Raw genomic sequence first — 26,369 nt, 5'->3', positions numbered from 1 at the left:
TCGCTCCTGCATCCCTCCGGCCGCCGATGTCGGCGTTCAGCGCACGCCTCAGCCACGATGGTGGCGGTCGCAGACAGGCAGCATAGCCAAGCCGGCCGACTCTCAGGGCCTGGAGCACGGCGGCGGCAACGGTCCCACTGGTGGCCCGTCCCGGGCGGTACCGCAAGCGGCAGAATGCGTCAGGTGCTCGATGCCCGCGACTCCGCCAGCCGTAGCCCCTCCACCCGAATCGCTCGGGTGGTTACCGAGGTGTTCGCGCCAGCGCTCCTGGCCGCGGTCATGCCGTTCGTCGTCGCCCTGCGGACCAGCGCGCCGGCCGTCGGGCCGGGCCTCGGCTGGGCGCTGGTGGGCGCGCTGTTCTGCTCGGTGATCCCCAACAGCCTCATCTGGTGGGGGGTGCGCCGAGGGCGCCTCAGCGACCATCACATCCGGGTACGCGAGCAGCGGCGCACGCCACTGGTGTACGGGCTCGTCTCGGTGCTGGTCGGCTTGGCCCTCCTGGTCGGCTTCCGGGCACCCCGGCCGGTGATCGCCATGGTCGTCGTGATGTTCGCGCTGGGTCTGGCCGTCACCCTGGTCAACCTGGTGTGGAAGTTGAGCATCCACGCGGCGGTCGCCGCCGGCTCGGCCGCTGTCCTGGTCATCGTCTTCGGACCGGCTCTGCTTCTCGCCGCCGCCGGGGTCGTCCTCGTAACTTGGTCGCGAGTGGAGCTTGGCGAGCACACCGTCGGTCAGGTGATCGCCGGGACCGCGGTGGGTCTCATCGTGACGGTGCCGACGTTCCTGCTGATCGGCTAGGCCCTGGCTCGCCAGGGCTGGGAAACGTCCGGCTAGCGCGTCGGCCGGCCCCGGCGCACCGACTTGTTGCGAGCCTCCAGAGCGGCGACCTGCTCCACGATCCTGCGCAGGCTGGCGCGCGGGACTCCCGGTGGCAGCCCGCGCGCCAGCACCGTGATGGTCGCCAGGTCGGGATCGACGTCAAGCTCGTCGGGTTCGGACTCCGCCACCGGATCGAAGAAGTAGTTGGGCTGCACCCGGAAGAAGTTCGCCAACTGCTGGATCGCCGAGCGCGAGGGATTGTCCCGCTCGCCGCTGAGCAGATAGTTCACGTAGCTGGTCGACAGGCCCGTCCCCCTGGCGACATCGTCCGGGGAGTACGGCTCGCCGGTACCTGGCCTGACGTGCGTGTCGATCAGGTGTCTGAGCCGCGCGGCGAAGGAGGGTCCACCTTCGCCTGCGCCACCGTCCGCCATGACCGTCCTCCCATCCCAGCGCGCCACAATGGTGATGAAGCGGGATTTGCGATCCACAATAGTTGCAGGTGCGGATCGACCATGCTTCACTAGCGACACCCGACCACTCTGGTGGCCGTAGCACCGCAGTGGACAACGATAGTGACGGACTATCCCGGCTTGACGTCCCCGACAGGTGGAGACTGCATCACGGTCGGGTATCGATCGCCAGACGCGGCCTGGCCGCAGCACGGGGGATGTGCGAACCGCGTTGGCTGCGCGTCCGCCCCCGAGATGCCACCGGCACGAGGGAGACGGCCCGGCCGGCGGCGCCGCACATCGCAGCTGCACCGACCCCGCGATCTGGCCGCCGGTGGCCCCGGACACCTCCGCCGGGGTCACCGGCCCTGTCAGCCCCGATCCCCCTGCACACCTCGCCCACCTAGGGCACGTTGGGTGGTGTCGTCACCGCTACGCTTGCGGACCCCGGGCAACTCGCCGCGCAGGGCCAACTCGCGGAACCGAACCCGGGACGATCCGAACCGGGCCAACACACCACGTGGGCGACCGTCGATCTGGTCGCGTACGCGCAGTCGCAAGCGCCGCTTCCCACCCCCCGAGGGGCGGTGCGGGCGGTGGGAAGCGGTGGCGATGTGACACCGAGGTGTGGCCTACGGTGCAGCGTCCCGAACGAAAGAGGCACCCCCGTTGGTAGCCCCCGCCCTATCGCCCGGGTCCCGCTCGCTGCTCCAGTTTGCGATCAACGAACAGTTGGGATGTTGACCGCTGGTGCCAGAAGGTTGCACTTCTGTGCCGTCTTGTACGGCCCGTGGCGCGTTCGCAGCTCAGCAGCCGCGCCCGTCAAGGACGCACCGGACTCGAAACTCTCCGCCGGGCAGCGCGGAGCCACGGTCGGCCGGGAACTAACGGTGCAGGTCGCGGTACTGCTGCGGCGACATGCCGAAAGTGTGCTTGAAAAGCCGACTGAAATGCGCGTAGGCCGGAAATCCCCAACGAGCCGCGATTCTGTGGACCGGTCGATCGGCGAGCAACGGATTGAGCAAATCCCGCTGGCACCGAGCCAGTCGCCGGTGCCGAATCAGCTCCGCCACGGTGTGCTGCTCGGACGCGAAGAGCCGGTGGAGCATTCGCAGCGAAATGTGGTGCGCGGCGGCGACGGAACGAGGGGTCAGATCAGTGCGGCCAAGGTTGTTCTCGATGAAGGCTTCGATCTCGGTACGCAACGTACGTTCCCGGACCTCGACCGGCAGCAGCTCTTGAACAGCCAAGCGCTGCGCCAGGGTGCTGGCCGCGAGGTCGAGCGCTATCGCGCCCAGCGTCGCCGCCTGGCTCGGGGCGAATTCTTCGGGGCGCGCTGCCACCCGGCGGACGAATTGAGCAAGCAGAGCCGCCATGCCTGTGTCAGAACTGATTGAGCTTGCGAGGAGCCCGCGCACCTTGTCTGGATGCAGCGGCAACGCCTGGTGGGGGATGACAAGTGAGATGGAGCTCGCAAGCGTCGGCCCCGACGCGTAGTGGGTGCCAGTGAACGGCTTGCTGTTGTCCAGCAGGGTGAACGACGCCTGCGGCACGGAGGACTGGGTGCGCTCCTGGTGCGCAACGCTTTCTCCCGTGGTCATCAGCACCAGTTGGTAGGTGTCGGGCTGCGACCGCCTGACCAGCCGTGGCGAACGGATGGTGTCCAGGGTTGGGTAGCGCAACTCAGCCAGCAGGACAGTTCCCAGGGATACTCGCTTGGCCAATGCCTTGAAGTCGGCAAGATGCGGGCTCTTGACGTAGGTCGGAGCGGCTTCGCGGGCAATGACCTCGTACCAGCGCTCGAAACGGTCACTCGGTGGAAGCACGGACGTGTCGAGCACCTCGCACGGCAGCAACGGATTCACCTCCACCCACCCTCTGAGCCGAGTCCGGGATGTTACCGATGATCACCTCGTCTCGCAGAGCCGCATCCACCGGACCGCCGTCCACCTCAGACAAATCCGGAGTTATCGATAGAACGCGAAAGTTGATCATGCAGTGCCCCTGCTGCGGGGGCCTGCCTGGCCATACGCTCGGAGGACAACAGCTCGTGGAGGTGCTCATGCCTGAGGCGAAACCCGCCGGCCGCGCCAGGACCATTCCCCTGCGCGACACACTGCCGCGTGTGCTCCGGGACCCGCTCGCGGCTCTTGTCCACTTCGGACGCGAATCCGGCGGTGAGGTCGTACGTCTCAACCTGGGCACCATGCGCCCCTACCTGGTCACCCACCCCGAGCACCTACAGCAGATCCTGCGTGACAGGACCACCTACATCCGCGACGGCGAGAGCATGCTCTGGCGTTCGATCCGCCGGGTGGTCGGGGAGGCGATCCTCGTCACCGAGGGAGAGGTGTGGGAGTCCAGCCGGGACACCCTGCAACCGCTGTTCACCAAACAGCGTGTCGAGCGGCTGGTCGACCAGATGGCGGTCGCCATCGCCGAGGCGATTGACGCGCTGGGTGAGCCGGCTCGACAGGGTGCGGCTGTGGACGCCATGACCCTGATGTCGCGGATCGTGTGTCAAGCCACAACCCGCGTACTCTTCGGGCGAAAGATCCCCGTAGGCGACGCGCTGGAGATTTTCGGTCACCTGGGGACGATCACCCGGACGATGGTGGTTCGTCTGCTCGCGCCCGGCGTGCCCTACTGGATTCCCCTGCCCGGTGACCGGGCGTTCCGCAAGGCGGTCGCGGCCATCGACGCGCTGGTCCTACCGATCATCCGCGCGGAGCGCGCGAACCCGGGCGACGGCGACGACATCATCGCCACGCTGTGCCGCCCAAGGGCCAACGGACTTCAGGTCAGCGAGGAGCAGGTCCGCAGCGACGTGGTCGCCATGTTCAGTACGGCCACCGAGACCACGATCGGTGTCCTGTCCTGGCTGTGGCCGGTCCTCGAGAAGTACCCCGAGGTTGCCGACCGGCTGTACGCCGAAGTCGACGAGGTGGTCGGGCGTGGGCCGGTACAGCGGGCACACATCCCACGGATGGGCTACACCCGGATGGTCCTGGATGAGATGCTGCGCCTCTGGCCAGCCGGCTGGAACATCCCACGAACAGCGGTCGAGGAGCAGGTCCTTGGTCGGGTCCGGATCGAGGCCGGAGCAACCATCCTGGTCAGCCCGTACGCGACCCAGCGGATGGAACAGTTCTGGGATCACCCTGAGGCATTCGACCCGGAGAGGTTCGCCCCCGACCGCCCGAGGCGGGAGCACCGCTACAGCTACTTTCCCTTCGGAGGAGGCCCGCACCAGTGCGTCGGCCAGCACCTCTTCCTCCTTGAGGCCCCGATCATCATCGCCACGCTGCTGAGTCGGTACCGGTTCCAACTCGGGGAGCCGGCCGACCTCAAAGCGCGGCTCGGTGCCTCACTGCGGCCCCGGCCGAACACCCTCACACTGCTGCCGCGGCACGACCACTCCTCAGTCTCGTGACGCCCAGCCCGCATGTCCCGGTCGCCACGGGCGACGCGCTCACTGTTGAAGAGCAGGCACGAGTCTGCGCGCTGGCCGTCACTCTCGATCGCGACCTGCACGAGGTCGTGACGCGCCATCAGGACCTGTTCGCGGCGCGGCCCTTCGACGCGGCGCTCATCAGCGGCATCGCGATGTCAGTAGCGTTCACCGCCCCCGAGTACCCAGGCGACCAACTGAGGCTGACAGCTCGGACCGTGCTGTGGGTGTTTGCGGCGGACTGGCAGTTCGACCACCTCGCGCAGACGGACGACGATGTCCAGGCGCTCGTCGCCAGCTGCGTCACAGCCGCCAACGGCGATCCGTGCGTCGACGGTGGACACCCGCTGGCACTGCTGCTGGCCGAGATACGGAACGAGTTGGTGTCGGCGCCGGCGTTCGCGGCCATGGGCCCGATGTGGCGGGACGAGATCGGACGCATGGTCGCAGCGATGGCGCAGGAGTGGCGATGGAAGATCGCGTGCCAGGCGCCACCGGCCTCGCGGCGTACTGCGCTGACTCTCGACGAGTACCTCGCCAACGCGGACAACGCCGCTGTCGTGCTGGTCAGCGTGACGCACTGGGCCCATCTCGGCGACCAGGACTGCTTGGACCACGTCGACGACCTGTTGGCTGCCAGCCGCGAGGTGCAGCGCGCCATCCGGTTGATCAACGACCTGGGCACAAGTAAGCGCGACCTCCAGTGGGGAGATCTCAACGCGCTCATGCTCGTGAGCAGAACCGAAGTGACCGCCAGGCTCAACGCGATCATCCAGAGCTGCCACGAACTGATCGAGCCACTGGAGAAAACGTGTCCCCGACAGGCCGCGTTTCTGCGACGCCAGATCTCGTTCACCGCCGGCTTCTACCAGGTGTCGGACTTCTGGGGCAGCCTGTGAGCCGCCCGGCCATCCCCGTCCATACATTGAACGGCGACATTGCCGGTGCCGTAGCTGATCTGATCGCCGGGCTGGAGGCGGAGCCGCACGGTCAGGTCGCCCCATCGGTTTACGAGACCGCTCGGCTCGTGTCGCTGTCGCCGCGGCTGGGGGGGCATGCCGAGCGCATCGCATTCCTGCTGCGGACGCAGCGGGCGGACGGAGGGTGGGGTCCACCGCAGGGGTATGCGCTGGTTCCCACCCTCAGCGCCACCGACGCGCTGCTCGCGACCCTCCGCTCCACGGGACCGAGCGCACATCGGGACCACGTGGCGGCGCGCCTGGCCCCTGCCGTCGCCCGCAGCCTGCAGGCGCTCACTACCTGGCTACAGGCTGATCTGCTGGTGCCGGACACGCCAGGTGCGGATCTCATCGTGCCGTCCCTCGTGGCGGGCATCAACCAGCATCTCGCCCGGCTTGAGCACATGGCGGTGCCGCGCCTCGAACCCTGGTACGGCGGGCGGTTAGGCCTGCCAACGGGGATGGACGACGGCCGTCTCGTCAAGGTCCGACAAGCTCTTGCCGCCGGAGTCGAACTGCCGGGCAAACTGGTGCACTTCCTGGAGGTCCTGGGTCCCGCAGCTCGCGCCGCAGGCATTCGACCGGCGGGGCCCGGGACCGTCGGCGCCTCACCGGCGGCAACCGCCGCCTGGATCGGCAACACCGAATCGGGCCCCTCCAGCAACCAAGCCTTGGCTCATCTGGCGACTGTCGCTGGCGACGGCCCGGTGCCGTGTCCGTTGCCCATCACTGTCTTCGAAGCGGCGTGGGTGGTGAGCGGACTGGCACGGGCCGGCATTCGAGTCGAGGTGCCGCCGCGCATCGTGGAAACCCTGCGCGCCGCGCTGAGCCCGCTGGGCACTCCGACCGGGCCGGGGCTGCCCGCCGACGCAGACACCACGGCCGTGGCGCTGTGTGCGCTCGGACATCTCGGCCAGCCTGTGGACCCCGGCCCTCTCTGGGCATACGAAACTGCGGACGGATTCTGCACCTGGCCTGGTGAGGACGGGTGGTCGGTCACCACCAACGCTCACGTCCTGGACGCTTTCGGTCAGCACGTGTCCAGCGGAGTCGATCCGGAGCCGCGGTACCTGGCCGCCATCGATCGGTTGACGGTGGCGCTGCGGGAGCGCCAGCAGCCGGACGGGCAGTGGCGCGACCGATGGCATGCCTCGCCGTACTACGCCACGATGTGCTGTGCCCTCGCTCTTCAGGACTTCGGCCGCGGGCCCACCGCGGTCGACGCGGTGGCGAGGGCGGTCGACTGGGTCCTGTCCACGCAGCGGGTCGACGGGTCGTGGGGACGGTGGGACGGCACCGCTGAGGAGACCGCGTACGCGTTGCAGGTGATCCTGGCAGCACGCCCGAGGGCCGATGAGGTCCAGGCGGCCACGAGGCGTGGCTACGCGTACCTCTGTGAGACGGCGGGCCGGGAGCCTGCCCCTCCCCTGTGGTACGGCAAGGAGCTCTACCACCCGCTGGCGATTGTCCGCGCTGCGGTGCTCGCCGCATTGCACCTTGTGCGGCAACGGCACGAGATAACTGCGGCGACCGTCACGACAACTGCCCCCAAACCGCGGCAGGCAGCCAGCAAGCCGGTGATCAGGGACGCTTGAGGACCTTCTTGGACGCTGCTAGCGTGCTCCCGTTGTCGCGCGCCGTTGATGTGGGACGCGCAGGCGTCAGAAATTCACCGAGGACTTAGCCAGGTGCAACGGCCGACTGGGACGGTGTGATGCGCTTTCGCAGTACCAATATCCGCACCAAAGTGGTCGCGATGTTGTTGTCGCTCACTGCCCTGTGGGCGTTCGCGGCGTGGGTGACCCTCCGGGACGGTCTCAACCTGCTCTGGGTCAATACGCTGAACAGCAAGGTGTACGAGCCGAGCGCGCCCCTGCTGACCGCCTTGCAGAGCGAACGCCGACTCACGCTGGCCTACCTGGGTGGCTCCGACGACAGTCAAGCGCGAGCGTCCTTGGACACGCAGCGCCGGCAGACCGAGCAGTTCGCCGCGACGTTCACCGAGTCAGCACGGAGTTGGCAGACGGATCTGGCGGGCAGCGCCACGTTGGCCCAACGACTCGACGCCGCCTACGTCAGTCTGGACGCCCTGGGCGGTATCAGGAAGCAGGTCGACGCACGCACCATCGACCGCTCGAGCGCAGCGAAGGCCTTCGGCGACTCGATCGACTCGATCTTCGGCATCTACCACGCCACGGCGAGCCTGGACGACAAGACGATCGCGGGTTACGCTGCCGCGCTCATCCAGCTGAACCGCATGGGGGAGCTGATCTCGCAAGAGGACGCGCTCTTGAGTGGCGTCCTCGCCAGCGGTCGAATCACCGCCGCTGAGCAGGCGCAGTTCGCGCAGCTCGTGGGCGCCCAACGGTTCGCGGGCTCGGAAACCTCGATCCAGCTGTCACCCGCCGACCGCGCTCGATATGAGCAGTTGCTTGCTGGCGACACGTTCCGCCGTCTTCGGGCGATCGAAGACAGCGTCGCACAGACCAGCCGCACCCGGTCCAGCCTGCCCGTCGAGGCCGCCGAGTGGCGCAGTGTGGTTGACGACGCTCAGTCCGAGCTGCAGGAAGTCGTCACCGCCGGTGGCAACGGAATCGTGTCCGGTGCCGTGGGCGTCGCCGTCTGGGTCATCATCCGGCTGCTTCTCGCGGCGGGTCTCGGCACGATCGCCGTTGCCGCGTCGATCGTGCTGTCGATCACGACGGCGCGCGCTCTGGTGGCGCAGTTGCAGCGGCTGCGGGACGCGGCTCACCAACTCGCTGACGAGCGGTTGCCCGCCGTGGTCGAGCGGCTGCAGCGCGGCGAGAAGGTGGACGTCGCCGTCGAGGCACCGCCCCTCGACTTCGGCTCGGACGAGATCGGGCAGGTCGGCCAGGCGTTCAACGCCGTCCAGGAGACCGCTGTGCGTACGGCCGTGGAGCAGGCAGAACTACGCCGCAACGTACGCGATGTGTTCCTGAACCTGGCCCGACGCACCCAGGCCCTCGTCCACCGCCAGGTGACCCTCCTCGACGAGATGGAGCGCCGGCAGGAGGATGCCGACGAACTCGAGGACCTCTTCCGCGTCGACCACCTCGCCACCCGGATGCGGCGCAACGCCGAGAACCTCATCGTCCTGTCGGGTGCGACGCCCGGCCGTGGCTGGCGCCGCAACGTGCCGATGGTCGACGTGGCCCGCGCTGCCGTGCAGGAGGTGGAGGACTACACCCGGGTGAAGGTGATGCCGTTCGGGTCGGTCGCGCTCGCCGGCCGGGCCGCCGGCGACATCATCCACCTGCTCGCCGAGCTGATCGAGAACGCCCTGACCTTCTCGCCGAAGAGCACCCCCGTCGAGGTGCGCGGGCAGCTCGTGGCCAACGGCTTCGCCATCGAGATCGAGGACAGAGGTCTCGGCATGGCCGAGGACGATCTGGCCGCTGCGAACGCGGACCTCGCCGTCGCCGCCGAGTTCAACCTCGCCGACGCCAAGAAGCTGGGACTCTTCGTCGTCAGTCGGCTGGCCGCCAAGCACCACCTCGCGGTCCGGTTGAAGCCGTCGCCCTACGGCGGAACGACGGCGGTTGTCCTCATCCCCAAGGACCTGGTGGCGACCGCCGACCCGATCGGCGCCGGTCCCGCTCCGACCGCGGGCGTGACCAGGGACCCGGCTGCCGCAGGCGAGGCCCAGCGGGTCACCACGGCGCGGCAGACCTCGCTCGCCGTTGCCGAGCCCGCACCCGTGCACGGCGAAACGATGGAACTGCCAGCGGTGCGTCCACTGCGTGCCGCCGCTGACGCCGCCGCCACGGTCACCGAGGAGCCGGTCAAGAGCACGCCCAGCGTCAAACAGCGGCCCGGACCTGCTGCCGGACACACCGAGCACACCGAGCACGGCCTGCCGATGAGGGTCCGCCAGGCCAACATCGCGCGACAACTGCGCGAATCGTCCCCAGGCCAGACACAGCCACCGGACGACGAGGCGGGGCGATCCCCCGACGACATCCGAAGGATGATGAGTTCCTACCAATCCGGCACCCGCCGCGGCCGCGATGACGCCGCACGTCTCGTCGACGCCGCCGACGACGAGCAACCCGACGCCGCCGACAACACGTCCGCGGCCGAAACCGACCGGTGAGAAAGAGGAACGGGCAAGTGCAGCAGAATTCCACGGGCGATCTGGCCTGGCTGCTCGACGACCTGGTCGGGCGGGTCAAGCAGGCTGAGCATGCCATCGTGCTCTCCGCTGACGGGCTGCTCATGGCATCCTCCGCCCAGCTCAGCCGGGACGACGCGGAACACCTGGCCGCGATGGCATCGGGGATCCAGAGCCTCGCGAAGGGCGCCAGCAAGCGGTTCGGCGGCGGACCCGTTCAACAGACCATCATCGAGATGAGGTCGTCGTTCCTTTTCGTCACCGCGGCCGGGAGCAACGCCTGCCTGGCCGTCCTCGCGGCCGAAGACACCGACGTCGGACTTGTCGCGTACGAAATGGCGATGGTCGTCGCGCGAGCCGGCAAGTTCCTCGCCTCCCCGACCAGGCCGAGTCAGCACACCAACAACTAGGGGCCGCCATGACGATGCCCGACGAAGAACCGGTCTGGTTAGATGACGCAGCCGGGCCGGTGGTCCGGCCGTACGCCGTCACCGGCGGGCGGGCCAAGCCAGCCAACAGCTTCAACGTGGTCGCTCTGGTCCTCTCGACCCGATCGGTCCCGCCGTCGGAGGTGGGGATAGCACCAGAGCAGGCCAGGATCATTCACCTGTGCCAACGGCCGCTGGCACTCGCAGAAGTGGCCGCGCATCTCAGCCTGCCCCTTGGCACCGTCCGAGTGCTGCTCGACGGACTGATCGCTCAGGGATTCGTTCAGGTGAACGACCCTCGCCAAGCCGCCACCCTTCCCGACGACAGCGTATTCGAGGCGCTCATCAATGGACTACGTCAACTCTGAGCGGACGGGCCAAGCGACCCTTCCCACCGCCATAAAAATCCTCATCGCGGGTGGCTTCGGCGTAGGCAAGACCACCCTCGTGGGATCCGTCAGCGAAACCAAGCCCCTGCGGACCGAAGAGGTCCTCTCCGAGCAGGGCGTGGGAGTCGACGACATCTCCGGTGTCGAGGCGAAATCGACCACGACTGTGGCGATGGACTTCGGCCGGATCACCATCAGCGAGGAACTCGTCCTCTATCTGTTCGGCACGCCGGGCCAGGACCGCTTCTGGTTCGTCTGGGACGAACTCACCATCGGCGCCCTGGGTGCCGTGGTCCTGGCGGACACCAGGCGGCTCGCCGACTGCTTCCCGTCCGTCGACTACTTCGAACGCGCGAGGCTGCCGTTCATCGTTGCCGTCAACTGCTTCGAGAACGCGCGCCAGTACAGCCTCGACGAAGTTCGCCTGGCCCTGGACCTCGACCCGGACGTGCCAGTCATGATGTGTGACGCGCGGGAACGGCAGTCGTCCAAAGAGGTCCTCGTGGCGCTGATCGAGCATGTCAAGAAGCAGGGGCTGACCCGCAGACCCGAGCCCGTAGGTCATTGACCGGCGAGCTGACCCGACGCACGATCGAGGTCGACCGGTCCGTGTCACGGTCCAGCCACCACCGCGGCCTGTGCCGGCCCTACCCGTGATCCGGTGCCACCAGCGGACCACCCGGCGGTCGCGGGTTGGTGGCTGTACCGTGCGGCCTGTCGGGTGAGGTGCTGGTGGCGCTGTGCTTGGGCCAGACACGGACCAGGAAACGTTCGATGCCGGTGGGTAGTTCGTCGGCGAACCACGCGGGTTTCCCGTACAACCCACGGATCTGACGCCTGCCGGCGGCATGCACGTCGACGAGGTAGGTTCCCGGCGCTCCGATGGGCATGAACGGGGTGAGCATCTTCTCGTCGAAGATGCTGATACCCAGCGTGCCACTGGTGGAATGCAGTTCGGCGTGCCCGTGGGTCTCCCATTCGCCGGTGTCGGTCGGTGCCGGCCCGTCCCAGGCCTCCACCGTCACATGTGGGCGGTGGCCATCGCTGATCTCGCTGAACAGCTGGATCTGTTCGGTGCCTGCCCAGCAGAGGACGGCGGCGTTGGTTTCGGGGTGACCGAAGGAGTCGAAGTCGCCGCCGATGATCGTCATCATTCGCCGGCCGGGGGTGGGCGTGGCGTCGATGCTGGCCAGCAAGATCGCCAAAGCAACCTCCGATTGGTGTCTCCGAGAATCCGCGGTGGGCCCCTAAGCGAATCGACCGCCGGGTTAACATCGAACGCTAGCGGACGGCCGAGCGTCAGTGGCGGATCCACACGTGTCGCGACTCGTGCCGTGCCGGTCACTTCGCGCAGAGCGCGGCGTCGACGAGGGCGGCCCGGTCGGCGGCGACAGAGCCGTCCGTTACCGACCCGTTGAGCGAGGTGACCACCAGGGTCGCCGCGCGACCGTCGTCGGTGGCGCCGTTGACGGTCGAGTAACCGGGGATGTCACCGCCGTGGCCCCAGGCCACCCCGCCGCAGCTCAACGGGGTGCGGAAGAGGCCGAGCCCGTACCCCACGCCCGATTGCGGATGCACCGCGACGGTGGTCCGCATCTCGGCCAGCTGCGCGGGTCTGAGCAGTTTGCCGGCCAGCAGGGCCCGCAGGAACGCGTTGAGATCGGCCGGAGTGGAGACCAGCTGGCCGGCGGCCCATCCCCAGCTCGGGTCCATCCGGGTGAAGTCGAGCAGTTCCCCGGTGGCTTCATCGAGCTGGTAACCCTTGGGATGCCGGCCGCGGATACCTTCCTCACCGACGCCGGGCGCGTAGGTGTCGCGCAGGCCGGTCCGCTCGATGACCCGGGTGGTGACCAGCTCGTTGAACGGCCGGCCGGTGACCCGTTGGGCGATCAGGCCGGCCAGCAGGTAGTTGGTGTTGCTGTAGGCCCAGTCGCCGGCCTGCCTGCCTTCCCTGGCATTGGCCATGTCGAGCAGATCCCGGGGCTCGAGGTACACGTGCTGGTACGGCGGGATGTCGATCATTTCCGGGAACATCGTGTCGGTGTAGTCGGGCAGGCCGCTGGTGTGCTGCAGCAGTTGACGGACCGTGATCGCGTCGGCGTCCACACCGGGGCTGCGCACCAGACCCGGCAGGTACGTCTCGACCGACTCGTCGAGGTCCACGGTGCCCTCGCCGACGAGCTGCAGCACGACGACGGAGGCGAACATCTTGCTGGCGCTGCCGACGCGTACCCGGCCGTTCATCGGCACCTTCGCGCCGGTGCGCAGGTCGCCGACCCCGGCCGTGTAGTGCCGGGTCCGGCCGCGCCGGTCCCGGACGGCGGCCAGCGCGCCCGGATGCCGGTCGGTACCGACGAGCTTCTCGATGCGTTGGCCGATGGCGTCGGGACGGGTCCCGGCCCGGGCGGTGCCGGCCGGGCCGGCGGCGCTGAGACCGCCCGCCGCGATCACCGCGGTCGTGGCCATGGCGACGACCCGGCGACGCGACCGGGTGGGCCGGCGGAGTCGAGTGAGTTGGGTGGGCACGGCAGGCTCCTTGACTGGGTACGGATGGCGGTCGGGCCGCCGCCCGGGCCGGGTACGCCAGGCGTTCCGGCACGGACGGCGGTCGCTCCGTCAGTGGCTGTTCGGGCGAAGGGATCGGGTCAGTTGACCGGCGACGGCTACCTGCCGGCGCACAGGGCCGCGTCGAATGCGTCCAGGACCTGGAAGATGCCGTCGGGGACCGGGCTGGTGGCGGCGGTCACCACGACGGTCACGGCGCGACCGTCGGCGGTGATGGCGGTACGGCTGGAGTACCCGTCGATGTCGCCGCCGTGCCCCCAGGCGCGACCGCCGCAGGAGAGGTCGTACCCGGTGGTGCCGAGGCCGTAGTGCCACACCAGGTCCGGGAAGGCCTCGCCACCGGGAAGGAAGACCTTGCTGTCACGCATCTCGGCCAGGGTCGCCGGTGAGATCAGCTTCCCGGTCTGCAGCGCCACCAGGAACTTGTTGAGGTCACTCGGAGTCGAGATCATCTGGCCGGCCGCCCAGGCGATGGAGGGGTCCACCTGGGTGGTGTCCACCCACTTCATCGTCTCCGGGTCCGGCAGGTAACCCTTGGCGTGCGGCAGGCGGACGGTCTTGTCACCGACCTCCGGCCAGTACGTCTCGTGCAGCCCGACCGGCTTCAGGATCTTGTTGGTGATCACTTCGCTGATCGGGCGACCGGTGACCTTCTGCACCAGCAGACCGGCCACGATGTAGTTGGCGTTGCGGTACTGCACCTGCCCGCCGGGGGCCGGCGCGTGTGCCGGCTTGGAGAACGCCGAGTCGAGCATGTCGCGCGGCTCGTAGTACCTCTTGCCCCACACGGAGACGTCCGGCAGGTCGTACTCCGGCAGGCCACTGGTCATGCTCAGCAGGTGGCGGACCGTGATGGTGTGTCCGTCGAAGCCCTCCCCACGGACCAGCCCCGGCAGGTACGTCTCGACCGGCTCGTCCAGCTTCACCTTGCCCTCGTCGACGAGCTGGAGGACGGTGACTGCGGTGTACATCTTGGTGTTGCTCGCCATCCGTACGTACCCGTCGGTGGGCACCTTCGCCCTGGTCCGCGGATCGTTGACCCCGGCGGTGTAGTTGGTGACGCGACCCGTGCTGTCCCGTACCGAGGCCAGCGCCCCGGGGGCGACGCCGGCCCTGACCAGCTCGTCCAGGCTTTTCTGGACGGTGTCCTTCTTCGGGCGGTGGGCCTGCGCGGCGTCGGCGTACTGGAGTCCGACGCCGGCGATCCCGACCAGTGCGACGAGCGACAGGGCGGCGCCGGTGCGGCGGCCGGCACCGAACCGCTTACGCGGCGTCGCGGTGCCGTCGTTGGTGATCGCCTTACCGGAGCTGTCGGTGGGTTGCGGTGACATGGAACCTCCTGGTGAGTGTTCGGATCGGTCGCCCCGTGCGCCGGTCCACGGAGCCGACGACGGTTCGTCGGTGCCTGCGGCGGACCGGCTTGACGGTCATTCCTTGACGCCGATGCTGTTGACCGGTGGCGTCCGCAGGAGTGCGCTGATGGGAGCGATGGTGGTGACCAGCGCGAGCAGCGTGGTGCCGCCGATGATCGAGATCCAGCCGAGCGGCGGGACGTAGGGGACCAGCTGTCCGGTCATCATCCGGACCACCGAGACCAACGTGACGGCGGCGATGGCACCACCGATGAGCAGCGACGTGCCGAGCAGGCCGACCTGTTCGGCGTGCACCATCCGCTTGACCTGACCGGCCGTGACACCGACCAGCCGCAGCAGGGCCAGTTCACGGCCCCGGGCCAGCGCCGCCATGATCATGGTGTTGGCGGCAGCGAGGGCGGCGTAGCCGACCATGACACCGATGACCAGCTTGTTCATCCAGGCGCTGAGCGCCAGGTCGGTGGCGAGCTGGGCGCCGACGGCCCCGGTGTCGATCAGGCCGCTACCCGGGTACCGCTCGACCAGGCCGGCAAGCCCGGCGACGGCCTCGGCGTCGCCCGGTTCGGTGCGGATCAGGATCTCGTCGTCGAGGTTGGTCGGGGTGTGGCCATCGACCGTCTCCCGATTGAGGGTCACGTCCCCGAAGGCGAGCCCGCGTTCGTAGATGGCGACCAGCCGCAACGTCACCGGGGTGCCGTCACCGAGCCAGAACTCGACCTGGTCGCCGAGCTCCGCTCCCAGCGTGGACGCTTGCAGATCGGACAGTGCCACGGTGTCGCCGCGCAGGTCGGCGAGGCTGCCCTCGGTGACCGACAGGTCCATGGTCCGGTCGGCCCCGGCTGGTTCGATCGCCTGGGCACCGAAGGGTTCGGCGCCCCCCAGCACCGGCAGGATCACCGAGGTACGCCGGATCGGTGTGGCGGCAACGACGCCGGGCAGCTCGCGGGCGTCCGCTGCGGCGCTCGCCGGGAGCCCGACCGCCGACACCAGCGTGTGCTGGGCCAGTGTGCCGTCGCGAGTCTGGGCGATGGCCTCCCGATCCAGGTTGTCCTGCAGGAACCAGATCGAGCCGCCGAAGCCGACCGACAGCACCAACGCGGTGAGCACGGTCGCCATGCCCCGTGCGTTCGCCCGCAGGTTGGCCGCCGCCAGGTATCCGCTGTCGCCCCAGACGGCGCGCAGCACCGGACCGAGCACCTGTGCCGCGTACCGGTTTATCCACGGGGCGAGCAGAGCGGCGGCGAGCACGAAGACGAACAGCATGCCCAGCGCCGCGCCGAGTCCGGCCTGGCCACGCAGGGCGGTGGTGAACACGGTCAACGTGACCCCGCCGCCGAGTGCGATCAGACCCGCGAGGAGCCGGAGGCGGCTGCTGCGGGCCGGCTCCACGGCGATCTCACCGAGCGCCTCGGTCGGCCGGATCCGCACCGTACGGCGGGCCGCGATCAGCGCCGCCGACACCGCCACCAGCACGGTCGCCACGCTGACCGCCACCGCGGTGAGCACTCCGCCGGCGAACGGGAAGCCGTGCGGGATGAAGCCCCGGTCCATGAGCTGCCGGTGCACCCAGTCGCTGACCCACAGTCCGGCGGGGACGCCGAGCACCACCGCGATGATGGCCAACTGCGCGACCTCGGCGACGACCAGCAGCCGTACCTGTCCCGGGGTCGCCGCGACGGCGCGCAACAGGGCCAGGTCGCGGCGGCGGTGGCGGACCGCCAGGCCGATCGTTCCGGCGACGACGAACATGACGAGCCCGGCGATGTAGCCACCGAGCGCGGAACCGAGTTGGATCAGCATGTCGGCCGCCATGAGCGCCTCGGACTGTTCGACTCCGGCCCGTTCGGGGCCGGTGTGGACCGTCGCGCCGGTCTCGGCGGCCAGCCGGTCGACCTCGGCCGTCACGGCCGCCGGGTCCGCACCATGGGCCAGGACGATCCCGATCACGTCGGCCCGGTCCGGGCTGCCGCTGAGCGCCGCGGCGTGGTCGTCGGTGAAGAACAGCGCGGACGGGGTGTCACCGGCGGCGGTTCGGTCCACGATGCCGCTGATCCGGTACTGGTTGACCGAGCCGCCGGCGAGGACCGCGATCCGGTCGCCGGGCCGCAGTCGGGTACCGGCCGCCGAGGCGAGCCGGACGTCGATGGCGACCTCGTCGGTGGTGTCCGGCTGGTTGCCGTCGACGATCCGGTACGGGGTGAGCGCGGCGCTGCTCCAACCGTGCGCGACCGCCCCCTGCGCGGTGTCGTCGATCGGCACGACCGCCTGGATCGAGCGGTCGGCGGCGGCGACCGCCACGCCGGGCAGCTGCCCGATGCGGTCGGCGAGGGTGACCGGCACGCTTCCGCCGGTGGGCAGGTCCACGGTGACCGTGGACGTCTCACCGAACTCGGTGGTCTCGATGGTCAGGTCGCGCTCCGCGACCAGGATGTCGGCGGCGCCGTACCGCTGCGGTGCCGGGGTGAATCGCATCCCGGACTCGACCATCACGCCCATCGACATGAGGATCATGACGCCGCAGGTGAGCGCGACGAGGGTGGCGACCGCGCTGCCGATGCGGTGGCGCAGCATCCGGAGAGCGAGCATCAGCATGGCTCAGCTCTCCTGGGTGACGAGCTGGCGGCGGCCGAGCCACGCCAACTGCTCGGCGATCTGCTCCGCACCCGGCTGGGGCATGTCCCGCACGATCCGACCGTCGGCCAGGACCATCACCCGGTCGGCGTACGAGGCCGCCACCGGATCGTGGGTCACCATGATCACCGTCTGCTGCGCGTCGTCGACCACCGATCGCAGCAGGGCCAGCACGTCGGCGGCGGTCTGGGTGTCCAGCGCGCCGGTCGGCTCGTCACAGAAGATCACCTCGGGGCGCATCGCCAGCGCCCGGGCGATCGCCACCCGCTGCTGCTGCCCGCCGGACAACTCGGCCGGGCGGTGGTGCAACCGGTCACCGAGCCCGACCCGCTCGACCACCTGGCGCAGCCAGACGGCGTCCGGGCGTACCCCGGACAGCCGCAGCGGCAGGTGGATGTTCTCCTCGACGGTCAGCGCGCCGATCAGATTGAAGGCCTGGAAGACGAAGCCGATCCGGTTGCGCCGGAGTTTGGTCAGCTTCGTCTCCGACAGCCGCGACAGATCCTGGCCGCCGATCCACACCTGCCCGGAGGAGGGCCGGTCCAGGCCGGCCGCGGTCTGCAGCAGGGTGCTCTTGCCGGAACCGGACGGCCCCATCACCGCCGTGAACGTGCCGCGGTGGAACTCCGCGTCGACACCGGCGAGCGCGGTGACCGCCTGCGGTCCGGAACCATACGTACGGGCGAGCTGTATCACGCGGACCGCCGGGTCGGCGGGGCGTCCAACGCGGACGGACATCTGGACCAACCTCTCCCTGTCGTCGAAGGACGATGACATGGAGAAACGCTATGGTCAGACGGGCTGTCGGACGATCCAGCGTACTGGCCAACCGGGGTACAGCAGGCTGTACCAGTCGCGCGCCGCCGGCATCACCGAACGCGGCGCTGGGCGTCCTCGAGATAGCGCAGCACCGCCGTCACCCGCCGGTCGGCGCGGTCGTCCGGGGCGAGACCGAGTTTGGCGAAGATGCTGCGGATGTGCTTGTGCACGGCCCCGTCGGTGACGAACAGCCGCTGCGCGATCGCCCCGTTGCCGAGCCCTTCAGCCATCAGGGCGAGCACGTCGCGTTCCCGGCCGCTGAGCCGGCTCAGGGTGCTGTCGGGACGGCTGCGGGCGAACAACTGGCCGACCACCTCCGGGTCGATCGCCGTACCGCCGTCGGCGACCCGGTGCAGCGCGGTGAGGAACTCCTCGACCCGGCCGACCCGTTCCTTCAGCAGGTAGCCGAGCCGGACCGCGCCGCCGGCGAGCAGATCGGTGGCGAACGCCTGCTCGACATACGCCGACAGGACCAGCACCGCGAGGTCGGGTCGACGACGCCGGGCCTCGACGGCGGCCACGATGCCCTCGTCGGTGTGGGTGGGCGGCATCCGGACGTCGACGATCGCGACATCCGGCCGGAACTCGTCCACGGCGGCCAGGAAGGTCGTCGGTGAGTCGGTGGTGGCGACCACGTCGAGCCCTTCGGCCCGCAGCAGCAGCGACAGACCTTCCCGCAGCAGGGCGTCGTCCTCGGCGATCACGATCCGCACGGCAGCTCCACGAGTAGGGTCGTCGGCCCACCTGGTGGGCTGGTCAATGTGAACCGGCCGTCGTGGCCCTGCACCCGCCGCCGGATGCCGCCGAGGCCCGAGCCGAGGCCCTCGTCGGCACCGCCCCGGCCGTCGTCGACGATCGACACGTAGAGCCGGTCGACGCTGCGCCGCACGGTGACCGCCGCCGAGGCGGCGCCACTGTGCCGGGCGACGTTGGTAAGCGCCTCCGCGACCACGAAATACGCCGTCGCCTCGACCGACGCGGCGCATCGGCCCGGGACGCCGACCTCCACCACGCACGGTACCGCGCAGCCGGCGGCCAGCCCGTCGATCGCGGCGGCGAGCCCCCGGTCGTCGAGCACCGGGGGCAGAATCCCGCGTACGACGCTGCGCAGCTCCGCGAGGGCCAGTTCGGCCGACTCGTGCGCGCGGTCCAGGATCTCCGCCGCCCGCGCCGGATCCCGGAGCATCGCCCGCCGCGCGGCCCCCAGCAGTACGGTGACCGCGACCAGTCGGTTCTGCGCCCCGTCGTGCAGGGACCGCTCGATGCGACGCAGCTCGACGGCGTGCGCGTCCAGCGCGGCCGCCCGGGTGGCGGTCAGCTCGGCGATCCGCAGCGACATGTCGACATCGCGCGGGGGTGCCAGCAACCGTCGCCCCGGCAGCGCCTGCAGCCCGGCCAACGGCGGGTTGAGCACCACGGTCGCGGCGAGCCAGCCGACCCCGATCAGCCCCACCAGCAACGCGTCGGGCAACCCGTCGATCCGCCAGTCGATGAAGCCCGGGCCGCCCGCCTCCGGCGGCAGCACCCAGTAGTAGAGCGGGAACAGCAGGTTCTGCACGGCGGAGATCGGCAGGGACAGCCCGAGCACCCCCAGCCCGAACCCGACGGTGCCGTGGACGGCCACGAACCCGCACTCGCGCCGAACCCACGGGTCGCGCAGGACGTCGCGCAGGCTGGTGGGGACCGCCGGCGGCAGGGGCAGGTCGCGGTCCCACCGGGACAGTCGGGCCCGCTCCCGGTTGGCGGCGAGCCGGACCGCCTTCGCTGTCGACGGCACCATCGCCAGGCCGACGCCGACCAGGCTGGCGAGCGCCACCAGGAGCAGGAGCAGTACGGCCGCCAGCGCCAGGATCGACGTGCCGAGGCCGCCGACGAGGTTTTCGATGGCGTCGACAGACATTCGTAGGCGGCGACGCAGGTACCGCCGCGCCGCCCGCCAACGCTGCGGGTCCAGTTGGCCCGCAGCGGCCGAAGCCTCAGCGGCGTCCCTGCGCGGCATCTGTACCTCCCGGCAGAGACGATAGCGACGCAAGGTCGGCCCCGACGTGTCGCGGCCCAGAAAGTACAGCCTGCTGTACCAGTCCGTGGGTGCCGGGATCTCGTCCGGCAAATCCGCCGAACGGCACGAACCTGGGCCAGAGGTCCGCGCCCCGGGGCTGCCCGGCATCGACGCCGAGTCTTGCAGTTGACGCATGGGTCAGGGTTTACGGTCGCGCTCCACCGACCGAACAAGGAGCGTTCCGTGCCTCCCCTGCCTTCCGTCCATCGTCAGGTTCAGTTGCTCACGACTCCGGACGGCCTGCCGCGCCCGGAAGACTTCACCATCGTCGAGGTCCCGGTGCCGCCCCGCGCGTCCGGCGAGGTCCTGGTCCGCAACCGTGCCTTCCTGGTCTCCGCGGCCCTGCTCCGGACCCTCATCGGCGCGGCCGCGGCGGGACTGCCCGGCCCACGACCCGGCGATCCGCTGCCCGGCGCCGCGATCGGCGAGGTCGTCGCCGCCCCCGACTCCAGCGGCCTGCGTCGGGGCGAGCTGGTCGGGCACGACCTCGGCTGGCGCGAGTACGCGGTCGTCCCGGTCGACCGGTGTCGTCGGCTCGGAGACCCGCTACCGGATCCGCTGGCTCACTTGTCGCAGGGCTGGACCGGGTACGCGGCGCTGACCCGCGCCGCCGCCGTCCGTACCGGCGACACGGTGCTGATCACCGGCGCCGCCGGCGCGGTCGGTTCCCTCGCCGGCCAGATCGCCCGTCGTCTCGGCGCGGCCAGAGTCATCGGCACCACCGGCTCACCGGCGAAGGCCCACTTCCTGACCACCGAACTCGGTTACGACGCGGTCGTCGTACGCGGAGCGGAACCGATCAGCTCACAGCTCGCCAACGCCGCCCCGGACGGCGTCGACGTGGCGCTCGACACCGTCGGCGGCGAACAACTTCAGGCGGCGGTGCAGGCCGCCCGGCCCCACGCCCGCATCGTGCTGATCGGCGCGCTGTCGGCGCAACTCGCCGCCGAGGGCACCGGCACGACCGCCACGCTGGAACTGGACCTCGTGCCCATCGTGCTGAAGCGAATCAGTCTGCGCGGGTTCAACGCCGCCGACCACCCCGACGCGCTCACCGAATGGACGCAGCGCTTCGGCGCCTGGCTGCAGACCGGCAGCATCCGGTTCCCGCATACCCGCATCCATGGAATCGACCGGGCCGCCCAAGCGTTCCAGGAGGTCGTCGAGGGACGGCATGTCGGCGCCGTCCTCGTGGAACTCTGACGGTCGGGAGGCACGATGCGGATCGGTGACGCGGCGGCGGCAGCGGGAACCACACCGCGGGCGTTGCGCTTCTACGAACAGCGAGGACTGCTGCCGCCACCGATACGCACCCGCACCGGGCACCGGACCTACCGCAATGCCGACGTGGCCCGAGTGAAGATCATCCGCGAGTTGCTGTCGCTCGGCCTCACCGTCGACGACATCGCCACGCTCAGCGACCATCTTCATCTGCTCGACGGCGACACTCTGCCCGAACACACCGTGCCCGACCGCATCCGGCTACCACAGGCGAGCGAGATGTTCCGCCGCCGGCTGGAGATCATCGACGGGCACATCACACGGCTGACCCGACTGCGGCAACTCTTGTCCGTCTGCCACGCCCAGTTGGCCGAAAAGGCGCCGCCCCCGACGGCGGACACCCATTGACCAGCCCTCCCGAAGGAGGGTGGCACCGGCCTCCGCCTCGCCGCCCTCATTCCGGCCAGAGGTGCACCCGGAACCGCTCGATCCCGTCCAGCCCACGCCATCCGGCGTGTGTGTACCCGCCGCGATGACCTGCAGCTGAGCACGTCCGCCGGCAGGCTGTTGTGCCATGCCTCCGTGGCTGAGTACGCGATGGCGGTCTGGCGTGGCACCGCGCAGTTACTGGTGGCCCGCACGCCGATCGACGGCGGACCCTTGACCGACCTGCAGTCCGCCATCGCCGCTTTCCCGGTTGCCTACCGGGGATCGCCGCAGTTCGCGCCGATGACGCCGACTCTCCAGGCAGTTGAGCCTCGCGCATCGCTCGTGAGGAAGAAGGCTCAACACCCCACGCGGTACGAGGGACGTACGGCGCACTAGCATTGCTGCGGTCTACGGCGGCTGAAACGAGGCGAGATGCGTTGGCTCCGGCGGTTGCTGGGTAGCAAGCGGGTCCAGCTCGATCCAGAGCGGCAGCAGGCACTGCTGCGCGATGTCCGGCACCGCTACGGCGCCGGCTCGCCGGTCCGGTTTCCGGAGCAGGTCGAAGCCATCACCCGGATGCTCGACGACGACGATGGCCTGATGGTGGCCGCCCGGATGGTGTGCGAGGCCGCCGACGAGGCGCACACGGACCTGCAGGCCCAGGCCCACGACGTGCATCGACGCACGGGTCGGCGACTCCTCGTGCACCGCCGCAACTACCGGCCGCTGTGGAAGGAGGCCGGTGCGGCGCTGCGGTGGCCACTGATCGCGCTGCCGAGCGGCCTCCACCCGTACGCGCAGGTGACCGCCGCCGTCGCAGTGGTCGGCAGCCACGCGCCCCGGCTCGGCCGGGTGACCGACCCGGCCCCGCTCCTGACCCGAGTGTTCGAGGTGCTCGACCTCACCGTCATCGGCTGCGAGTACGGCCAGGTCCGGGTGGACACCGACGCCGCGGCTCTGGCCGACCGACTGATCTCGACCGCCGGGCAGGTGCTCGCGGCCATCGACGACCCGCCCCGGCTGCCGCCTCCGGTCCGCGAGGTGATGCGCCGCAACAACACCCTCGCCGTCCACGATCCAACCGGCCCTCACGTGGTCGGCGGCATCAACCTGGGCGCGCGGATGCGGGAGACGCTGCTGGCCTAGCACACCGAGCCCCTGTCCAAATCGGCATCCTGTGAACGCGAAGCCGTCGACCGGGGGCATGTGACGACCGCCAGGTCCAGGCGCAGGACCTGCGCCTCAGCGGTCCCGGGCCGCCAGCTCGAGCACGGGCACCCGGGAGACCCGGAACGCGGGCCACGCTGCGGCGACGACGCCGGCTGCGACCGCCACGACGAGCGTCACCGCGAGGCGAGACCACGGTACGACGACGGATGGGATCTCCGCGCCACCGGTGACGGTGATCAGCGCCCAGCCGAACCCGACTGCGACGGCGATACCGATCGATGCTGCCACGAACGACAGCAGTGCCACCTCGAGCCGCACGATTCGACGCAGCTCTCGGCGAGTCGTGCCGACCGCTCGCAGCAGGCCGAGCTCTCCAGAGCGTTCCTTGATCGCGAGCGCCGTGGTGTTGGCGACTCCGAGGAGCGCGATGAAACTCGCGAGGACAAGCATCCCGTCGATGAAGTTCCGGAACGCCGCGATCTCGCTCCCGCTGTTGGCGACGTGTTCCGCCCGAGTCTCGAAGAACGACCCGGGCGTGGCTCGGACCAGCGCCCGCACGTCTCCCTCGGCGTCCGCGGCCGCTCCGTCGGCGAGGTCGACGAACAACAGAGCGTCGAGCAGACGACCGACCACGGCATCGAGTATCGCACGGTCGAGGAAGTACAGCGGGGCTTCGAAACCTCCGGTGCTCCGCCCGACCACGGCGACGATCGGCGCTTCGAGTGTCGAGCGTTCGAACTCGATCGCGAGGGTGCCGCCGAGCAGCGTCGGGTCGTCGCCGACCACGGCCACGCCCCCCTCGCCCAGGTCGGCGAGGTCGCCGGCGATCGGGTCGAGGTCGAACGTGGTGGGCAGCGCCGTCGGGTCGATGCCGCCGATCGCCTCGGCTTTGCCTGCCACGATCCCTTCGGCGACCGACAGCGCGGCGACCGCGTCGACGTCGGGCAGGGCTGCGATCCGGCCGGCCAGGGTGGGGTCGATCGTCGGTAGATCGGCGGTCGCCGACGTGACCACCAGGTCCGCCTGTAGTCCTTCACGAACGTCCGTCCCGACCGCGCTCGTCAGCGAGCTCGCGAAGATCGCGAACATCGTCACCATCGCGGTGCCGAGCATGAGCGCGAGCGCCGTCGACGCCGATCGACGGGGGCTCGCAGCCAGGTTGCGCGTCGCGATCGCGCCACCCACACCGGCGGCGCGGCGAGCCAACTGTGCGCTCCCACGCGCTGCGGCGGTCACGAGCGCCGGGCCGCACAACACGAGCGCCGGCACGATGGCAACGACGAGCACGACCCACGTCGCGCTCGAGACCACCACAGCCACACCTGCTCCAGCGATCGCCGCCGCGGCGAGCACGAGCCCGGTCACGGTTCGCGCCGGGCTCACGACCCGGGGTTCCGCCGCGCTCTCGCGTAGCGCCTCGATCGGCGGTGTCGCCGCCGCCCGGCGAGCCGGGATCCACGCCGAGAGGATCGTTGCGCCGATGCCGACGGTCGCGGCGACCGCGATCGAGGTCGCGCTCACGATCGACGGTCCGGTGAGCAACGTGATCCCGGCGAGTCCGACGAGCCAGCGCAGCGCGCCCACTCCCGCGACCCCACACCCGAGGCCGACGAGCGTGGCGACGGTCCCGACGAGCGCCGCCTCGATCACCACTCCGCCGAGCACCTGGCGTCTTTCCGCACCGATCGCACGCAACAGACCCGACTCCCGCCGGCGGCGGGCGACGGTGAGCGCGAACGTGTTGAAGATGATCGTCACACCGATCAACACCGCGACCACGGCGAAGGCCAGGAGGAACACGGTCAGGAACTGCAGCGGTGACGTCGCGGCGTCCTGCATCCTCCGGATGTGGTCGGGCCCGTCGACGACCTCGGCGTCAGTCAGCCCCGACAATCGACCGAGCACCTCGGCGCGGTCAGCGCCCTCCGCGATGTCGACGAGCACCTCCGTCGGCGCCGGGGTGTCGAGCCAGGCGGACACCGCTCCGTCGGGCAACAGCACCGTTCGCTGCAGCGGTGCCGCGTCCGCCGACGCGAACGTCGCGACACCGGTGATGGTCGCGTCGTACAAGCCCGTCGTGGTCAGCACCTGTACGACGTCACCCGGAGCCAGGCCTGCGTCATCGGCGAGCGATCGGTCGATCACGATCTCGCCGACCTCGGTTGGTGGTCGCCCGCTCGCGAGCCGGAACGGATTGAGCACCGGGTCGGCGACCCAGTTGCGACCGACGTCGCTCGCCGTGCCGGTTCCGACTGATGATCCATCGACGACCAGCTTCGCGAAGCCGACCCATTGCGAGGCGGCCCCGTCGACGCCATCGACCGTGGCCACGCGCTCGGTGATGTCGGGATCCAGTGACCGCCGAACCGACCTTTCCGGATCTCCCGGCCCTCCCCCGGGCTCGCCGAGCACGACGCCCTGCACCACGGCGTCCGTCCCGGCCAACGCTTCGGCGATGTCACCGGCCGCTCGGCCACGCATCGAGTCGGACAGCACCAGCGTCGCGACGAGGAACGCCACCGACAGCGTGATCGCCGCGCCCGTCAGCGCGAACCGACCCCGACTCGCGAGCACGCTTCGAGCCGCACTCCGCATCATCTGGCTCATCGCCCCAGGCCCTTCATCACGTCGATCACCGAATCGGCCGACGGGTGATCCATCACGTCGTGCACTCGGCCGTCGACGACGAACACGACGTGGTCCGCCCAGGCGGCGGCGTTGGGATCGTGCGTGACCATCACGATCGACTGGTGCTGCAGATCGACCGCTGATCGCAGGAATCCGAGGATCTCCTGTCCGGACCGGGTGTCGAGATTGCCGGTGGGCTCGTCGGCGAAAACCACCTGCGGCTGGGCGACCAGCGCCCGGGCGACGGCGACTCGCTGTTGTTGGCCACCCGACAGCTCCGTCGGCCGATGATGCATGCGGTCACCGAGGCGCAGCAGCGCCACGACCTGGTCGAGCACTGCGGCGCTCGGCCGGCGCCCCGACAACGTCAACGGCAGGCAGATGTTCTCCTCGGCCGTGAGCGTCGCCACGAGATTGAACGCCTGGAACACGAACCCGATCCGTTCTCGACGCAGCCTGGTCAACTCGCGGTCATTGAGACCCGACAGATCGGTGTTGCCGACGAATGCGCGGCCCGACGTCAATTGATCCAGCCCGGCGGCGCAGTGCATCATCGTCGACTTTCCCGAACCCGACGGGCCCATCACAGCCGTGAACTTTCCCGCCGGGAACGCGATGGTGACGTCGTCGAGCGCCACGACGGCTGACTGGCCGACACCGTATCGCTTCACTGCACCGACGAGCATGGCCGCAGCGTCGTCAGCGTCGGCTGACAGCGCGCTCCCGAACTGCCGGTCGACGACCATGGAATCTTGACGTGAGGACACGAGACCTCCGATAAGTGGTTGAACGTTCTGTAAGGGATTCCGAAAGATGGCTGGTCAGGATTCACGCGGTGCTCCAT

General features: G+C 69.7%; 23 protein-coding genes and 1 pseudogene. 12 read left to right on the top strand and 12 right to left on the bottom strand.

The window, feature by feature from the left end:
- Nucleotides 1-183 precede the first annotated feature (183 nt).
- Nucleotides 184-798 (top strand): phosphoesterase PA-phosphatase, encoded by a 615-nt coding sequence (locus O7605_RS21070; protein ID WP_443083955.1) that lies wholly within the window; start codon nucleotides 184-186, stop codon nucleotides 796-798.
- A 32-nt stretch (nucleotides 799-830) separates the two neighbouring features.
- Here O7605_RS21070 and O7605_RS21065 read toward each other — a convergent pair whose 3' ends face one another.
- The 3 genes and pseudogenes from O7605_RS21065 to O7605_RS21055 all read right to left on the bottom strand — a co-directional run bounded on the left by O7605_RS21065 (nucleotide 831) and on the right by O7605_RS21055 (nucleotide 3,136).
- Nucleotides 831-1,352, bottom strand: coding sequence for a helix-turn-helix domain-containing protein (locus O7605_RS21065; protein WP_269740754.1), 522 nt, complete (start codon nucleotides 1,350-1,352; stop codon nucleotides 831-833).
- A gap of 290 nt (nucleotides 1,353-1,642) precedes the next feature.
- Nucleotides 1,643-1,834: pseudogene (locus tag O7605_RS21060) on the bottom strand (hypothetical protein); the annotation flags it as partial.
- 321 nt (nucleotides 1,835-2,155) lie between these two features.
- Nucleotides 2,156-3,136 (bottom strand): helix-turn-helix domain-containing protein, encoded by a 981-nt coding sequence (locus tag O7605_RS21055; protein ID WP_269740753.1) that lies wholly within the window; start codon nucleotides 3,134-3,136, stop codon nucleotides 2,156-2,158.
- A 233-nt stretch (nucleotides 3,137-3,369) separates the two neighbouring features.
- On the opposite strand from O7605_RS21055, the gene O7605_RS21050 reads away from it, so the two are divergent.
- The 7 genes from O7605_RS21050 (at nucleotide 3,370) to O7605_RS21020 (ending at nucleotide 11,198) form a co-directional block, all read left to right on the top strand.
- Entirely contained in the window at nucleotides 3,370-4,704 is a 1,335-nt protein-coding gene (locus tag O7605_RS21050) for a cytochrome P450 (protein ID WP_443083997.1), read from the top strand.
- A complete protein-coding gene (locus O7605_RS21045) occupies nucleotides 4,701-5,621 on the top strand; it encodes a terpene synthase family protein (protein WP_269740751.1) in 921 nt (306 codons plus the stop codon). Before O7605_RS21050 ends, O7605_RS21045 begins: the two co-directional genes overlap by 4 nt.
- 26 nt (nucleotides 5,622-5,647) lie before the next feature.
- Nucleotides 5,648-7,276, top strand: a complete 1,629-nt coding sequence (locus O7605_RS21040) for a prenyltransferase/squalene oxidase repeat-containing protein (protein ID WP_269740750.1) — start codon at nucleotides 5,648-5,650, stop codon at nucleotides 7,274-7,276.
- Nucleotides 7,277-7,395: 119 nt separating this feature from the next.
- Entirely contained in the window at nucleotides 7,396-9,795 is a 2,400-nt protein-coding gene (locus tag O7605_RS21035) for a nitrate- and nitrite sensing domain-containing protein (RefSeq protein ID WP_443083954.1), read from the top strand.
- A gap of 17 nt (nucleotides 9,796-9,812) precedes the next feature.
- Nucleotides 9,813-10,223: a roadblock/LC7 domain-containing protein gene (locus O7605_RS21030; protein ID WP_269740748.1), complete on the top strand. Its 411-nt coding sequence runs from the start codon at nucleotides 9,813-9,815 to the stop codon at nucleotides 10,221-10,223.
- An 8-nt stretch (nucleotides 10,224-10,231) separates the two neighbouring features.
- On the top strand, nucleotides 10,232-10,609 hold the full coding sequence (locus tag O7605_RS21025) for a DUF742 domain-containing protein (RefSeq protein WP_269740747.1): 378 nt from the start codon (nucleotides 10,232-10,234) through the stop codon (nucleotides 10,607-10,609).
- Nucleotides 10,590-11,198: a GTP-binding protein gene (locus O7605_RS21020; RefSeq protein WP_269740746.1), complete on the top strand. Its 609-nt coding sequence runs from the start codon at nucleotides 10,590-10,592 to the stop codon at nucleotides 11,196-11,198. The genes O7605_RS21025 and O7605_RS21020 overlap by 20 nt, the downstream gene beginning before the upstream one ends.
- 79 nt (nucleotides 11,199-11,277) lie before the next feature.
- Here the strand turns inward: O7605_RS21020 and O7605_RS21015 are convergent, their stop codons facing one another.
- The 7 genes from O7605_RS21015 to O7605_RS20985 all read right to left on the bottom strand — a co-directional run bounded on the left by O7605_RS21015 (nucleotide 11,278) and on the right by O7605_RS20985 (nucleotide 20,017).
- Nucleotides 11,278-11,835 carry a hypothetical protein gene (locus O7605_RS21015; protein WP_269740745.1) on the bottom strand — a complete coding sequence of 186 codons (558 nt, stop codon included), beginning with the start codon at nucleotides 11,833-11,835 and terminating at the stop codon, nucleotides 11,278-11,280.
- A gap of 136 nt (nucleotides 11,836-11,971) precedes the next feature.
- Complete coding sequence (locus O7605_RS21010) at nucleotides 11,972-13,096, bottom strand: serine hydrolase domain-containing protein (protein WP_443083996.1); 1,125 nt, start codon at nucleotides 13,094-13,096, stop codon at nucleotides 11,972-11,974.
- A 197-nt stretch (nucleotides 13,097-13,293) separates the two neighbouring features.
- Nucleotides 13,294-14,526, bottom strand: a complete 1,233-nt coding sequence (locus tag O7605_RS21005) for a serine hydrolase domain-containing protein (protein ID WP_269740743.1) — start codon at nucleotides 14,524-14,526, stop codon at nucleotides 13,294-13,296.
- A gap of 96 nt (nucleotides 14,527-14,622) precedes the next feature.
- A complete protein-coding gene (locus tag O7605_RS21000; RefSeq protein ID WP_269740742.1) occupies nucleotides 14,623-17,160 on the bottom strand; it encodes an ABC transporter permease in 2,538 nt (845 codons plus the stop codon).
- A gap of 3 nt (nucleotides 17,161-17,163) precedes the next feature.
- Nucleotides 17,164-17,937 (bottom strand): ABC transporter ATP-binding protein, encoded by a 774-nt coding sequence (locus tag O7605_RS20995; protein WP_269740741.1) that lies wholly within the window; start codon nucleotides 17,935-17,937, stop codon nucleotides 17,164-17,166.
- 131 nt (nucleotides 17,938-18,068) lie between these two features.
- Complete coding sequence (locus tag O7605_RS20990; RefSeq protein ID WP_269740740.1) at nucleotides 18,069-18,731, bottom strand: response regulator transcription factor; 663 nt, start codon at nucleotides 18,729-18,731, stop codon at nucleotides 18,069-18,071.
- A complete protein-coding gene (locus O7605_RS20985) occupies nucleotides 18,719-20,017 on the bottom strand; it encodes a sensor histidine kinase (RefSeq protein WP_269740739.1) in 1,299 nt (432 codons plus the stop codon). Before O7605_RS20985 ends, O7605_RS20990 begins: the two co-directional genes overlap by 13 nt.
- A gap of 243 nt (nucleotides 20,018-20,260) precedes the next feature.
- Between O7605_RS20985 and O7605_RS20980 the strand changes: the two genes are divergently transcribed.
- The 4 genes from O7605_RS20980 to O7605_RS20965 all read left to right on the top strand — a co-directional run bounded on the left by O7605_RS20980 (nucleotide 20,261) and on the right by O7605_RS20965 (nucleotide 22,873).
- Nucleotides 20,261-21,280 (top strand): MDR family NADP-dependent oxidoreductase, encoded by a 1,020-nt coding sequence (locus O7605_RS20980; RefSeq protein WP_269740738.1) that lies wholly within the window; start codon nucleotides 20,261-20,263, stop codon nucleotides 21,278-21,280.
- A gap of 15 nt (nucleotides 21,281-21,295) precedes the next feature.
- The gene (locus tag O7605_RS20975; RefSeq protein WP_269740737.1) at nucleotides 21,296-21,706 is read left to right on the top strand and encodes a MerR family transcriptional regulator; all 411 of its coding nucleotides are present in this window, start codon (nucleotides 21,296-21,298) and stop codon (nucleotides 21,704-21,706) included.
- 174 nt (nucleotides 21,707-21,880) lie between these two features.
- Entirely contained in the window at nucleotides 21,881-22,123 is a 243-nt protein-coding gene (locus O7605_RS20970) for a hypothetical protein (RefSeq protein ID WP_269740736.1), read from the top strand.
- A gap of 36 nt (nucleotides 22,124-22,159) precedes the next feature.
- Nucleotides 22,160-22,873, top strand: a complete 714-nt coding sequence (locus O7605_RS20965) for a hypothetical protein (protein WP_269740735.1) — start codon at nucleotides 22,160-22,162, stop codon at nucleotides 22,871-22,873.
- Between the two features lie 96 nt (nucleotides 22,874-22,969).
- Here O7605_RS20965 and O7605_RS20960 read toward each other — a convergent pair whose 3' ends face one another.
- Together O7605_RS20960 and O7605_RS20955 are read right to left on the bottom strand one after the other, a co-directional pair.
- Nucleotides 22,970-25,504: an FtsX-like permease family protein gene (locus O7605_RS20960; RefSeq protein WP_269740734.1), complete on the bottom strand. Its 2,535-nt coding sequence runs from the start codon at nucleotides 25,502-25,504 to the stop codon at nucleotides 22,970-22,972.
- Nucleotides 25,501-26,271 carry an ABC transporter ATP-binding protein gene (locus O7605_RS20955; RefSeq protein WP_443083953.1) on the bottom strand — a complete coding sequence of 257 codons (771 nt, stop codon included), beginning with the start codon at nucleotides 26,269-26,271 and terminating at the stop codon, nucleotides 25,501-25,503. Before O7605_RS20955 ends, O7605_RS20960 begins: the two co-directional genes overlap by 4 nt.
- Nucleotides 26,272-26,369 lie beyond the last annotated feature (98 nt).

Origin of the sequence: Verrucosispora sp. WMMA2121 (genome assembly GCF_027460185.1) — a bacterium.
Taxonomy (GTDB): Bacteria; Actinomycetota; Actinomycetes; order Mycobacteriales; family Micromonosporaceae; genus Micromonospora; species Micromonospora palythoicola.
This window is presented reverse-complemented; position numbering and strand designations above follow the sequence as displayed.